Below are 12,439 nucleotides of genomic sequence, written 5' to 3'. Positions count from 1 at the left end.
AGCGCTTGTCACTGATTAACACTAAGTCCAAATAGAGGGGTAGCTGTTGTGAACATAAACGCAACTCTGCTAGGTCAAGCAATCTCGTTTGCACTATTTGTGTGGTTCTGCATGAAGTATGTATGGCCACCATTGATGAAAGCGATCGAAGAGCGTCAGAAGAAAATTGCTGATGGCCTTCAAGCAGCAGAACGTGCTGCGAAAGACTTGGATCTAGCACAAGCCAACGCTTCTGATCAATTGAAAGAAGCGAAGCGCACAGCAACTGAGATCATCGAACAAGCGAACAAGCGCAAGTCTCAAATTCTTGATGAAGCTCGCGAGGAAGCTCAGGCAGAACGCCAGAAAATCCTAGCGCAAGCAGAAGCAGAACTTGAAGCTGAACGCAATCGTGCGCGCGATGACCTGCGCAAACAAGTTGCTACTCTGGCTGTAGCTGGTGCTGAGAAAATCCTTGAGCGTTCTATCGATAAAGATGCGCAAAAAGATATTCTCGACAACATTACTGCAAAACTTTAAGTCTGGGGGCGCATATGTCTGATTTGACTACTATCGCACGCCCCTATGCTAAAGCAGCCTTCGACTTTGCTTTAGAGAAAGACCAGTTGGACCAATGGGGCCAAATGTTATCTTTTGCTGCTGAAGTGGCCAAAAACGAACAAATGAACGAACTTCTAACCGGTTCGGTTTCTGCTGATAAAATGGCAGAGATTTTTGTTGCAGTTTGCGGCGAACAAGTTGATACGCACGGTCAAAACCTTTTGAAGGTGATGGCTGAGAATGGTCGTTTAGCGGCCCTTCCTGATGTTTGCACAGAGTTTTACACTCTGAAGAAAGAGCATGAGAAAGAAATCGATGTTGAAGTCATTTCAGCTACAGAACTTTCTGATGAGCAACTTGCAAACATTGGCAGCAAACTTGAAAAGCGTCTTGAACGCAAAGTGAAGCTGAATTGCAGTGTAGATGAGACCCTACTTGGTGGGGTTATTATTCGAGCCGGAGACCTAGTCATCGATGACTCAGCGCGTGGTCGTTTGAACCGCCTGAGCGATGCATTGCAGTCTTAATGGGGATTGGAGCATGCAACTTAATTCCACGGAAATTAGCGATCTAATCAAACAACGCATCGAATCTTTCGAAGTTGTTAGTGAAGCTCGCAACGAGGGTACTATCGTATCGGTAAGCGATGGTATCATCCGCATCCACGGCCTAGCGGACGTGATGCAAGGTGAAATGATTGAATTACCGGGTGGCCGTTATGCACTGGCACTTAACCTTGAGCGTGACTCGGTTGGTGCGGTTGTAATGGGCCCATATGCTGACCTTAAGGAAGGCATGAAAGTTACAGGTACTGGCCGCATTCTTGAAGTGCCAGTTGGTCCAGAACTACTAGGCCGCGTAGTAAACACGCTGGGTGAGCCTATCGATGGTAAAGGTCCAATCGAAGCGAAAATGACTTCGCCTGTAGAAGTGATCGCACCAGGTGTAATCGACCGTAAATCGGTAGACCAACCTGTGCAAACTGGTTATAAGTCAGTTGACTCAATGATCCCAATCGGTCGTGGTCAGCGTGAGCTTATCATCGGTGACCGTCAGATTGGTAAAACAGCACTGGCGATCGACGCGATCATCAACCAGAAAGACTCTGGTATTTTCTCTATCTACGTAGCAATTGGTCAGAAAGCATCGACTATCGCTAACGTAGTTCGCAAACTAGAAGAGCACGGCGCACTACAAAACACTATCGTTGTAGTTGCATCAGCTTCTGAATCTGCAGCGCTGCAATACCTAGCGCCATACGCAGGTTGTGCGATGGGTGAATACTTCCGCGATCGCGGTGAAGACGCACTGATTGTTTACGATGACCTATCTAAGCAAGCGGTAGCTTACCGTCAGATCTCTCTACTACTTAAACGTCCACCAGGCCGTGAGGCATTCCCAGGTGACGTATTCTACTTACACTCGCGTCTACTAGAGCGTGCAGCTCGTGTAAACGAAGAGTACGTAGAACGTTTCACTAACGGTGAAGTGAAAGGTAAGACTGGTTCATTGACTGCTCTTCCTATCATCGAAACTCAAGCAGGTGACGTTTCAGCATTCGTACCGACTAACGTAATCTCGATTACCGATGGTCAGATCTTCCTACAAACTGAGCTATTCAACGCCGGTGTTCGTCCAGCGGTTGACCCAGGTATCTCAGTATCTCGTGTAGGTGGTTCAGCTCAGACGAAAATCATCAAGAAACTATCAGGTGGTATCCGTACAGCACTAGCTGCATACCGCGAACTAGCAGCATTTGCTCAGTTCTCTTCTGACCTTGATGAAGCAACGAAGAAACAGCTAGACCATGGTCAAAAAGTAACAGAACTAATGAAGCAGAAGCAGTACGCTCCAATGTCTGTATTTGACCAAGCTCTAACTATCTTCGCGGCAGAGCGCGGTTACCTTGATGATGTAGAACTTAACAAAGTTCTAGATTTCGAGGCGGCTCTACTATCGTACGCTCGCGGTCAATACGCTGAACTAGCAGCTGAGATCGACAAGTCTGGCGCTTACAACGATGAAATCGAAGCTCAGTTGAAGAAACTGACTGACGACTTCAAAGCAACCCAAACTTGGTAATTAGGTCGGTGGCAGTTTCTGCCACCAACTAACGGAGAGTAACGATGGCCGGCGCAAAAGAGATACGTAATAAAATCGGTAGTGTTAAAAGCACGCAGAAAATTACGAAAGCGATGGAAATGGTAGCAGCTTCAAAAATGCGTCGTTCTCAAGATGCAATGGAAGCTTCTCGTCCATACGCTGAAACAATGCGTAAAGTGATCGGTCATGTGGCTAACGCAAACCTAGAGTACCGTCATCCGTACCTAGAAGAGCGTGAAGCTAAACGTGTTGGTTACATCATCGTTTCGACAGACCGTGGTCTGTGTGGTGGTTTGAACATTAACGTGTTCAAAAAAGCCGTTACAGACATGCAAGCATGGAGAGAGAAAGGTGCTGAGATTGAGCTTGCCGTTGTTGGCTCAAAAGCAACAGCTTTCTTTAAACATGGTGGCGCAAAAGTTGCGGCACAGGTTTCTGGCCTGGGTGATAACCCAAGCTTAGAAGACCTAATCGGTTCTGTTGGCGTAATGCTGAAGAAATACGATGAAGGTGAACTGGACCGTCTATACGTAGTATTCAACAAGTTTGTGAATACTATGGTTCAGCAACCAACGATCGATCAATTGCTACCTTTGCCTAAATCGGACAGCGAAGAGATGCAGCGTGAGCACTCATGGGACTACATCTATGAGCCTGAGCCAAAACCTCTACTGGATACGCTACTAGTGCGTTACGTAGAGTCTCAGGTATACCAAGGTGTGGTTGAGAACCTTGCTTGTGAACAAGCGGCTCGAATGATTGCGATGAAGGCTGCAACGGATAACGCAACCAACTTGATTGACGATTTGGAACTTGTGTACAACAAAGCCCGTCAGGCTGCGATCACACAAGAACTATCGGAAATCGTTGGTGGTGCTGCTGCGGTTTAAGCTTAGGTAAAACGAAATAGTTTAGAGGATTAACGATGGCTACAGGTAAGATCGTACAGATCATCGGTGCGGTAGTCGACGTAGAGTTCCCACAGAGCAATGTACCTAGTGTATATGACGCTCTAAACGTAACGGACTCAAAAGAGCGTCTAGTTCTTGAAGTTCAACAACAGCTAGGCGGTGGCGTAGTTCGTTGTATCGTAATGGGTAGCTCTGATGGTTTACGTCGTGGAGTTGAAGTGGTTAACACTGGCGCTCCAATTTCAGTACCAGTCGGTACTAAAACTCTAGGTCGTATCATGAACGTCCTAGGTGACGCGATTGATGAGCGTGGTGAAGTGGGCGCGGAAGAGGTTTACTCTATCCACCGCAGCGCACCAAGCTACGAAGAACAATCAAACGAGATCGCACTTCTAGAAACGGGCGTTAAAGTAATCGACCTAATTTGTCCATTCGCTAAGGGTGGTAAAATCGGTCTATTCGGTGGTGCAGGTGTAGGTAAGACCGTTAACATGATGGAACTTATCAACAACATCGCACTACAGCACTCAGGTCTATCCGTATTTGCGGGTGTTGGTGAGCGTACTCGTGAAGGTAACGATTTCTACTACGAGATGCAGGAAGCGGGCGTTGTAAACGTTGAGAAGCCTGAAGAATCGAAAGTAGCGATGGTTTACGGTCAGATGAACGAGCCACCAGGTAACCGTCTACGTGTTGCACTGACTGGTCTAACAATGGCAGAACGTTTCCGTGACGAAGGTCGTGACGTACTACTGTTCATTGATAACATCTACCGTTACACACTTGCAGGTACAGAGGTATCGGCACTGCTAGGTCGTATGCCTTCTGCGGTAGGTTACCAGCCAACTCTTGCAGAAGAGATGGGTGTACTTCAGGAGCGTATCACGTCAACGAAATCAGGTTCTATCACGTCTGTACAGGCGGTATACGTACCTGCGGATGACTTGACTGACCCGTCTCCAGCAACCACGTTCGCGCACTTGGATGCAACGGTTGTACTTAACCGTAACATCGCTGCAATGGGTCTATACCCTGCGATCGACCCACTAGATTCAACATCTCGTATGCTTGATCCACTAGTAGTTGGTCAAGATCACTACGAAGTTGCTCGTGGCGTTCAGCAGACACTTCAGCGCTACAAAGAGCTGAAAGACATCATTGCTATCCTAGGTATGGACGAGCTATCTGAAGAAGATAAGCAAGTTGTATCTCGTGCACGTAAGATTGAGCGTTTCCTAACTCAGCCTTACCACGTAGCAGAAGTATTTACAGGTGACCCTGGTATTTACGTACCTCTAAAAGAGACTCTACGTGGCTTTAAAGGTCTACTAGCTGGTGAATACGACGACATTCCTGAGCAGGCATTCATGTACTGCGGTAGCATCGACGATGCTATTGAGAATGCGAAGAAGCTATAAGGCTAACTAGGAGGCGATATGGCAGCAATAACCTTTCACCTAGACGTAGTAAGCGCTGAGAAGAAAATCTTCTCTGGTCGTGTTGAAACGTTTCAGGTGACCGGTAGCGAAGGTGAACTTGGTATTTTCCATGGTCACACACCGCTGCTGACCGCTATCAAGCCTGGTATGGTGCGTATTGTGAAACAGCACGGCCACGAAGAAATCATTTATGTTTCTGGTGGTATGGTAGAGATTCAGCCTGGTACAGCGACTGTACTGGCTGATACAGCTATCCGTGGTGAAGAGCTAGACGCAGCGAAGGCAGAAGAAGCCAAGCGCCGCGCTGAGGAGCAAATCCAGAATCAGCATGGTGACATGGACTTCGCACAAGCGGCCAGTGAACTGGCTAAAGCCATTGCTCAGCTACGAGTTATCGAGCTGACAAAAAAGCGTCGCTAAGCTCAATTAGCAACGTTGCATGACAAAAGGCGGCCAAATGGTCGCCTTTTTGATTAATTTTAGTTGGAAATTTACCTTACTCCATTAACTATTTTAAAAGAGCTGTTTAAAATAACGGCCAATTAACATAAAACGTCAATAGGTTCTCAATGAAATTCAGTGCTGTGATTCTTGCTGCGGGTAAAGGTACCCGTATGCATTCGAACATGCCTAAAGTGCTACACACTTTGGCAGGGAAGCCAATGGCAAAACATGTGATTGATACATGTACTGGTCTTGGTGCACAAAATATTCACTTAGTATTTGGTCACGGTGGTGATCAAATGCAAACCACTCTTGCTGAAGAACCAGTAAACTGGGTGCTGCAAGCGGATCAGTTGGGAACTGGCCATGCGGTTGACCAAGCATCTCCTCGCTTTGAAGACGATGAGAAAATCCTCGTGCTTTATGGTGATGTGCCATTAATCTCAGCCGAAACCATCGAGAACTTGTTGGATGCTCAACCAACTGGTGGTATTGCACTGCTTACAGTGATGCTTGATAACCCAACAGGTTATGGTCGTATTATTCGTAAAAATGGTCCTGTTGTTGCGATCGTTGAGCAAAAAGACGCAACGGAAGAACAAAAACAAATTAAAGAGATCAACACGGGTGTCATGGTTGCGACTGGTGGGGATCTCAAGCGTTGGTTGTCTGGCTTAAACAATAACAACGCGCAAGGCGAGTACTACCTAACTGACGTTATTGCAGCCGCACACGATGAAGGTCGCGCCGTTGAAGCAGTACACCCAGTCAATGCCATTGAGGTGGAAGGGGTCAACGACCGCGCACAGCTTGCTCGTTTAGAGCGTGCTTTCCAATCAATGCAAGCTCAGAAGCTACTAGAGCAAGGTGTGATGCTACGCGACCCAGCACGCTTTGATTTGCGTGGTGAGTTGCAGTGCGGTATGGACTGTGAAATTGACGTGAATGTTATCATCGAAGGTAAAGTATCACTCGGTGATAACGTGGTTATCGGTGCTGGCTGTGTACTGAAGGATTGCGAAATCGACGACAACACCATCGTTCGCCCTTACAGTGTAATTGAAGGTGCAACGGTTGGTGAAGAATGTACCGTTGGTCCATTTACTCGCCTTCGTCCTGGTGCTGAGATGCGTAACGATTCCCATGTGGGTAACTTCGTAGAAGTGAAAAATGCGCGTATCGGAGAAGGCTCAAAAGCGAACCATCTAACTTACCTTGGTGATGCTGAAATAGGTCAACGTACGAACATCGGTGCCGGCACTATCACTTGTAACTACGATGGTGCGAACAAGTTTAAGACCATCATCGGTAATGATGTATTTGTTGGTTCTGATAGCCAGCTGGTGGCTCCCGTCACTATCGCTGATGGCGCAACCATCGGTGCAGGCACGACGCTGACAAAAGATGTTGAAGAAGGCGAGTTAGTGATTACTCGCGTCAAAGAGCGCAAAATTAATGGCTGGCAACGCCCTGTAAAACAGAAATAAGCAGTACCTGCACTCTGTAGATATATTGTCAAAGCCGCTCAACAAGAGCGGCTTTGTTGTTTCTAGCTAAAGGCTTCATCGTTAGTAACTGGGAATGGCGATGCGTTTTTCGAGCCAACGAACGGCTTGGGATACGAATAGAATGAGCAACAAGTACTCCAAAACGAGGACGGTATAAATCTCTAGGGGTAAGTACTCATTCACCACCAGCTCATTGGCACGGCGAGTGAGATCGCTCAAACCAATCACACTAACCAAAGAACTCATCTTCAGGATATACACAAATTGATTTCCCAATGGTGGGAGAATTTGTCGAAACGCTTGGGGAAGAATTACCAAGCGCATCTTTTGCCAATAGCTTAAGCCCAAAGATTCAGCCGCTTCATGCTGGCCACGACTGATGGCTTGGATTCCGCCGCGAAACACCTCCGCCATAAACGCACTCTCAGCAATGGTCAGGGCAATAACACCCGCCCAAAAGTGATTGAGTGAGACATCCAACAGCGTTGGCATGCCGTAATACACCCAAAGTAGTAAGACTAAAACAGGCACTGAACGGACTACCTCGACATAAATGCGGTTGATCCACTTCAAGTAGGGAGAGTTCGACAGAGCCGGTAGGGCGATGATTAAACCTAAGGTTATCGCAAATAACATACTGAGGAGTGATACTTGGATGGTGTCACTAAATCCGGCGATTAAAAACTTCAGATTGGTGAGTCCTTGCTCCGTGGAGGGATCGAGCACATACCAGCCCCATTGATAATCTGAGCAACCTGTGAGCAACAGCAGCGAAATCAGCCATAGAGTTCGAAAGGTCACATTTACTCCCTGAATTAACTAAAAAACTTCCATTGTTGCTGCTATGTTATCAATAGAGCTTTAATAAAGGTTAATCATTAAACCGCATAAGGTCATTATTTTTAAGGGAATAAAAATGAAAAAGATTTTACTAGCGCTAGGAATGTGTTTACTTGCTGCAACTCAAATTGCTCATGCTGAAAGCCGTCTTCAATCCATTTTAGACAGTGGTGTTCTCCGTGTTGGAACGACGGGAGATTGGAATCCGATGACGATGAAAGACCCTGCAACCAACAGTTATCGTGGCTTTGATATCGACGTAACGACAGAGCTTGCTAAAGATCTCGGTGTAAAAGTAGAGTATGTAGCCACGGATTGGAAGACGCTAGTCAATGGCATTACCGCCAACAAATACGATATTACTGGCAGCGCGTCCCTGAATATGTCGCGCGCGAAAGTCGCTGGATACAGCCAACCGTATTTCTACCTTGCCTTTGTACCCGTTGTGCAAAAGAAAGATCTCGCCAAATTCTCTGATTGGGCAGATTTTAATACGCCTGATGTGAAAGTCGCGGCGACACTAGGAACGGTGCAAGAAAAAATGGTGAAAGAGTTTTTCCCGCTGGCTCAACACATTGTGATTGAAGCGCCAGCGCGCGACTTCCAAGAATTACTAGCTCGCAGGGCCGATGTATCGGTGACGTCCAATGTGGAAGCAGCGACGTTGGTGGACAAGTTTAAACAACTGGCGATAGTACCAGTGACCGCTCCGCGTAAACCGACACCAATTGCGATGCTGTTGCCGCAAGACGATCAAGTATGGATTAATTACATCAACCATTGGGTTGAGCTGAAAAAGACCCAAGGCTTTTTCAAGCTGACTGCCAAGAAGTGGGGGTTGAAAAGCTTATAAACAAAAAGAGCCGCATTACGCGGCTCTTTTTTATTATCTGAACAATTAAAGTTCGTCTTCACTCACTACACGAGCATTGTCTGGAGTCGTGAAGTGCTGAGACAATTCACGGTTAGATAATATGTAACCCATCCAAAGACCACCCATACAGATGATGATTGCAACGCCCGTTACCATTTGAGCTTGGCTTGCCATTGCAGCAACTAATGCGCTTGATAGACTGCTCACAGTAATTTGTAAGCTGTTTTGCAGGCCTGCAGCTGTTGCAGGGCTTTGCTTAGCACTTGCCAACGCGCGGTTTACTACGATTGGGTATAGCGCACCATTGGCTACCGCAATTAAACAGAAAGGCGCTAGAATTGGCCAGATAGAAGACAGTTCCCATTGTGAGGCAATGAATATCATTATTGCCGCGACACTAAATAGGCCAATCAATTGACGTAGAACTTTTTCATCACCAAATTTACGAACGCCGACTTTACCCAAGTAACCACCAGCCATAAACGCGATAGTTTGTGGGATAAAGCTCAAACCAATATCTTTTGCTTCATAGCCTAGTTGCGCCATGATTTCTGGCATACCAGTTAGGTAAGCAAAGAATGCAGCCGAAGCCGTCGCAAACATAAACACGTTGCCAAGATATTTTTTAGAACTCAGCAGCGCTTTGATGTCGGCAGACATACTGGTTTGTTTAATTTCTGCTTTCTCGTCTTTTTGGGCCATTGTCGCAAAGACCAAGAAGACACCAACTAGTGTTAGCGTAATAAAGATACTGTGCCAGCCGAAGTTATCTGCCAACACTACCCCTAATTGAGGTGCTAGCGCTGGTGATAGCGCGACTAACGGCATGATCGTTGCGAAAATTTGCTGACTGCTGCTTGAGTAGCGTTTAATGACCATGGCTTGCCAGATCACTGCTGGTGCACATACACCGATAGCTTGGATAAAGCGCAGTGTCAGTAGTTGCCATACTTGGTCACAGAAAGCCAAACCGAATGACGCGATAGTAAACAGCACTAACCCGGCCGCGAGTGTATTGCGGTGGCCAAATTTATCGGATGCCAATCCCCACATTAGCTGGCCAACCGCCATACCAACTAGGAATACCGTTAAAGAGAGCGCTATTTGCTCAGGGCCTGTTGCAAAGTCGATTTCCATCGCTTTGAATGCTGGCAGATACATATCGGTAGCAACGAAGCCAAGCATCGATAATGCTGCCAGATAAATGAGCTGTAGTTTTGATATTTTCATGATTCAACCAGTCAAATTATTTAATCATTTTTTAATCAACATCAGTTGGCGCCAACCCTGATTTATTTACCTTATTATTCTATTTTTCGATTTTGATAAAATAAAACGCTAAAATTGTTGGTTATCAATCAAATTTTTTGAAAGGTTAAATCATGTTCTCTAAAGCATCTCTGGAAATGCTGGATACGGTTGCTCGTTTAGGCAGTTTCACCGCTGCGGCTGAGGTGCTGCATAAAGTCCCTTCAGCCATTAGCTATGGAGTAAGGCAGGTCGAGCAAGATTTAGATGTGGTGCTGTTTCGACGCTTACCGAGGAAAGTGGAGTTAACTCCAGCAGGTGAACTTTTTATGGCTGAGGCTCGCTCTTTGCTGCGTCAAATGGAAGAGGTGAAAGCACAAACACGCCGAGCCGCTCAAGGATGGAAGAGCACGTTAAAACTGACCTTAGATAACGTGGTGAAGTTAGAGAAGCTCAAACCTTTGGTGGAAGATTTTTATCGCGAGTTTGAATTTGCTGAATTGCAGATCAATATGGAGGTCTTCAATGGTTCTTGGGAAGCTATAGCACAAGGGCGAGCCGATATTGTCGTTGGAGCCACGTCTGCGGTTCCCGTTGGTGGAGATTTTGAAGTCAAAGACATGGGCGTATTGGATTGGGCATTTGTGATGTCTCCCGCTCATCCCTGTGTTCGCCAACAAGTGCTTACTGAAGAGTTTGTGAGTCAATTTCCGGCGATCTGCCTTGATGATACTTCGAACGTGCTGCCAAAGCGCCATACTGGCCATTACCCTCAACAACGCCGATTGTTACTACCCAACTGGTACAGTGCAATTGAATGTTTGAAAAATGGAGTTGGCGTGGGTTATATGCCACGTCATATTGCAACGCCACTGATCAATGATGGTGTGCTGGTGGAGAAGGTGATGCCAGATGATAAGCCGCTCAGTCATTGTTGCTTGGTCTGGCGCAAAGATGATAATCATAAATTGATCCAATGGATGGTGGATTACCTAGGATCGCCTAATCAGCTACATCAAGATTGGCTACAGTCATAAAAAACACCTCGCAATAGCGAGGTGTTTTATTTGATATGTTTGGAGCGTGGCGTTTTATGACAGGAAGAACTTGTAAGACGGGTTGTCTGTTTCGTCTTTGCATTGATAGCCAAGTTCGCGCAAATGTGCCGAAAACTGAGCTAAATCTCCTTCATCTAACTCGAAACCACATAAAACGCGTCCGTAGTCTGCGCCGTGGTTACGGTAGTTGAACAAGCTAATATTCCAATGGGTACCAAGAGTGCTTAAGAATTTCAGCAAGGCACCTGGGTACTCTGGAAATTCAAAGCTGTAGAGTCGCTCTTTGAGTTGCTTCGATGGCTTCCCGCCGATCATGTAGCGAACGTGTAGCTTCGCCATTTCATCGTCAGAAAGGTCAACCACCGGATAGCCACCTTCACGTAGATCGTGAATGATGTTTTCCAACTCTTCTTGACCACCTTGCAGACGGACACCGACAAAGATATTAGCGAGTTCGTCATCGTTATAACGATAGTTAAACTCCGTAACTGCACGGCCGCCAATCAAGTTACAGAACTCAAAGAACGCTCCTTGGCGTTCAGGGATCGTCACTGCCAATAAACCTTCACGTTTTTCACCTAGCTCGCAACGTTCTGACACATAGCGTAACCCGTGGAAGTTGGTGTTTGCGCCAGACAGTACCGTGCCTAGGTTTTTGTCTTTCAGCTTGTTCTGTTCAGCAAACTTTTTCAGCCCCGCCAGAGCGAGCGCACCCGAAGGCTCAGCAATCGCTCGGGTATCTTCAAAGATGTCTTTTACTGCTGCGCAGATTTCATCACTAGACACCGCAATGTGGCCATCAATGTACTTTTTGCACAGACGGAAAGTCTCTTCACCAATGCGTTTTACTGCGACGCCATCGGCAAACATGCTGACTTGGTCTAGTACGACAGGTTCACCAGCATCCAGCGCGGCTTTTAGACAAGATGAGTCTTCCGGCTCTACGGCAATGACTTTGATTTCTGGCATTAACTGCTTCACGAGTACCGCAACACCAGCGGCCAAACCGCCGCCACCGACAGGAACAAAGATGTAATCAAGGTGACCATTTTGCTGCAGCATTTCCATACCGATGGTGCCTTGACCTGCGATCACCAGTGGGTGATCAAAGGGGGCACAAAAGTATAGCCATATTGCTCTGACAAACGTTCGGCTTCTGCTTTTGCTTCATCAAAGTTGCTGCCGTGCAGCACCACATTGCCACCAAAGCTGCGTACGGCGTCGACTTTGATATCCGGCGTGGTCTTTGGCATCACGATAGTGGTTTTGATTCCCAGCTTGGTGCCAGACAGTGCCATGCCTTGAGCGTGATTACCTGCCGATGCTGCGATGACACCAGCGGCTTTTTGTGCTTCAGTTAGGCTTGCCACCATATTGTACGCACCGCGCAATTTAAATGAGTGCACGGGTTGGCGATCTTCGCGCTTGATTTGCACATTGTTACCAATACGTGCAGACAATCGTGGCATTTCTT

Annotated in this window: 11 protein-coding genes and 1 pseudogene; 9 read left to right on the top strand and 3 right to left on the bottom strand. The window is 46.7% G+C overall.

Features of this window, described 5'->3' with window-relative positions:
- Positions 1–48 precede the first annotated feature (48 nt).
- The 7 genes from atpF to glmU all read left to right on the top strand — a co-directional run bounded on the left by atpF (position 49) and on the right by glmU (position 6,924).
- Positions 49–519, top strand: coding sequence for a F0F1 ATP synthase subunit B (gene atpF, locus P4S59_RS00215; RefSeq protein ID WP_031780375.1), 471 nt, complete (start codon positions 49–51; stop codon positions 517–519).
- A gap of 14 nt (positions 520–533) precedes the next feature.
- Complete coding sequence (atpH, locus tag P4S59_RS00210) at positions 534–1,067, top strand: F0F1 ATP synthase subunit delta (RefSeq protein ID WP_005394085.1); 534 nt, start codon at positions 534–536, stop codon at positions 1,065–1,067.
- Between the two features lie 13 nt (positions 1,068–1,080).
- Complete coding sequence (atpA, locus tag P4S59_RS00205; protein ID WP_005394084.1) at positions 1,081–2,622, top strand: F0F1 ATP synthase subunit alpha; 1,542 nt, start codon at positions 1,081–1,083, stop codon at positions 2,620–2,622.
- Between the two features lie 44 nt (positions 2,623–2,666).
- Positions 2,667–3,533: a F0F1 ATP synthase subunit gamma gene (atpG, locus tag P4S59_RS00200; protein WP_005394082.1), complete on the top strand. Its 867-nt coding sequence runs from the start codon at positions 2,667–2,669 to the stop codon at positions 3,531–3,533.
- 35 nt (positions 3,534–3,568) lie between these two features.
- Positions 3,569–4,972, top strand: coding sequence for a F0F1 ATP synthase subunit beta (gene atpD, locus P4S59_RS00195; protein WP_005383849.1), 1,404 nt, complete (start codon positions 3,569–3,571; stop codon positions 4,970–4,972).
- An 18-nt stretch (positions 4,973–4,990) separates the two neighbouring features.
- The gene (locus P4S59_RS00190; RefSeq protein WP_005378937.1) at positions 4,991–5,413 is read left to right on the top strand and encodes a F0F1 ATP synthase subunit epsilon; all 423 of its coding nucleotides are present in this window, start codon (positions 4,991–4,993) and stop codon (positions 5,411–5,413) included.
- 149 nt (positions 5,414–5,562) lie between these two features.
- Positions 5,563–6,924 (top strand): bifunctional UDP-N-acetylglucosamine diphosphorylase/glucosamine-1-phosphate N-acetyltransferase GlmU, encoded by a 1,362-nt coding sequence (gene glmU / locus P4S59_RS00185; RefSeq protein WP_005394079.1) that lies wholly within the window; start codon positions 5,563–5,565, stop codon positions 6,922–6,924.
- 81 nt (positions 6,925–7,005) lie between these two features.
- Here the strand turns inward: glmU and P4S59_RS00180 are convergent, their stop codons facing one another.
- Positions 7,006–7,746 carry an amino acid ABC transporter permease gene (locus tag P4S59_RS00180; RefSeq protein WP_301574119.1) on the bottom strand — a complete coding sequence of 247 codons (741 nt, stop codon included), beginning with the start codon at positions 7,744–7,746 and terminating at the stop codon, positions 7,006–7,008.
- Between the two features lie 115 nt (positions 7,747–7,861).
- Between P4S59_RS00180 and P4S59_RS00175 the strand changes: the two genes are divergently transcribed.
- Positions 7,862–8,638, top strand: a complete 777-nt coding sequence (locus tag P4S59_RS00175) for a transporter substrate-binding domain-containing protein (RefSeq protein ID WP_005394073.1) — start codon at positions 7,862–7,864, stop codon at positions 8,636–8,638.
- A 45-nt stretch (positions 8,639–8,683) separates the two neighbouring features.
- On the opposite strand, the gene punC is transcribed toward P4S59_RS00175, so the two are convergent.
- The gene (gene punC / locus P4S59_RS00170; protein WP_031780373.1) at positions 8,684–9,889 is read right to left on the bottom strand and encodes a purine nucleoside transporter PunC; all 1,206 of its coding nucleotides are present in this window, start codon (positions 9,887–9,889) and stop codon (positions 8,684–8,686) included.
- A 152-nt stretch (positions 9,890–10,041) separates the two neighbouring features.
- On the opposite strand from punC, the gene punR reads away from it, so the two are divergent.
- A complete protein-coding gene (gene punR, locus P4S59_RS00165; RefSeq protein WP_005394068.1) occupies positions 10,042–10,944 on the top strand; it encodes a DNA-binding transcriptional activator PunR in 903 nt (300 codons plus the stop codon).
- Positions 10,945–10,998: 54 nt separating this feature from the next.
- On the opposite strand, the pseudogene ilvA reads toward punR, so the two are convergent.
- Positions 10,999–12,434 (bottom strand): annotated as a pseudogene (ilvA, locus tag P4S59_RS00160) (threonine ammonia-lyase, biosynthetic).
- Positions 12,435–12,439 lie beyond the last annotated feature (5 nt).

It is taken from the genome of Vibrio sp. M60_M70, from assembly GCF_037162085.1.
GTDB classification, from domain to species: domain Bacteria; phylum Pseudomonadota; class Gammaproteobacteria; order Enterobacterales; family Vibrionaceae; genus Vibrio; species Vibrio diabolicus.
This window is presented reverse-complemented; position numbering and strand designations above follow the sequence as displayed.

What these genes read in the sequence shown, in the direction of transcription:
- atpH (WP_005394085.1), top strand. Translation starts at nt 534, where the DNA reads ATGTCTGATTTGACTACTATCGCACGCCCCTATGCTAAAGCAGCCTTC.
- atpA (WP_005394084.1), top strand. Translation starts at nt 1,081, where the DNA reads ATGCAACTTAATTCCACGGAAATTAGCGATCTAATCAAACAACGCATC.
- atpG (WP_005394082.1), top strand. Translation starts at nt 2,667, where the DNA reads ATGGCCGGCGCAAAAGAGATACGTAATAAAATCGGTAGTGTTAAAAGC.
- atpD (WP_005383849.1), top strand. Translation starts at nt 3,569, where the DNA reads ATGGCTACAGGTAAGATCGTACAGATCATCGGTGCGGTAGTCGACGTA.
- P4S59_RS00190 (WP_005378937.1), top strand. Translation starts at nt 4,991, where the DNA reads ATGGCAGCAATAACCTTTCACCTAGACGTAGTAAGCGCTGAGAAGAAA.
- glmU (WP_005394079.1), top strand. Translation starts at nt 5,563, where the DNA reads ATGAAATTCAGTGCTGTGATTCTTGCTGCGGGTAAAGGTACCCGTATG.
- P4S59_RS00175 (WP_005394073.1), top strand. Translation starts at nt 7,862, where the DNA reads ATGAAAAAGATTTTACTAGCGCTAGGAATGTGTTTACTTGCTGCAACT.
- punC (WP_031780373.1), bottom strand. Translation starts at nt 9,889, where the DNA reads ATGAAAATATCAAAACTACAGCTCATTTATCTGGCAGCATTATCGATG.
- punR (WP_005394068.1), top strand. Translation starts at nt 10,042, where the DNA reads ATGTTCTCTAAAGCATCTCTGGAAATGCTGGATACGGTTGCTCGTTTA.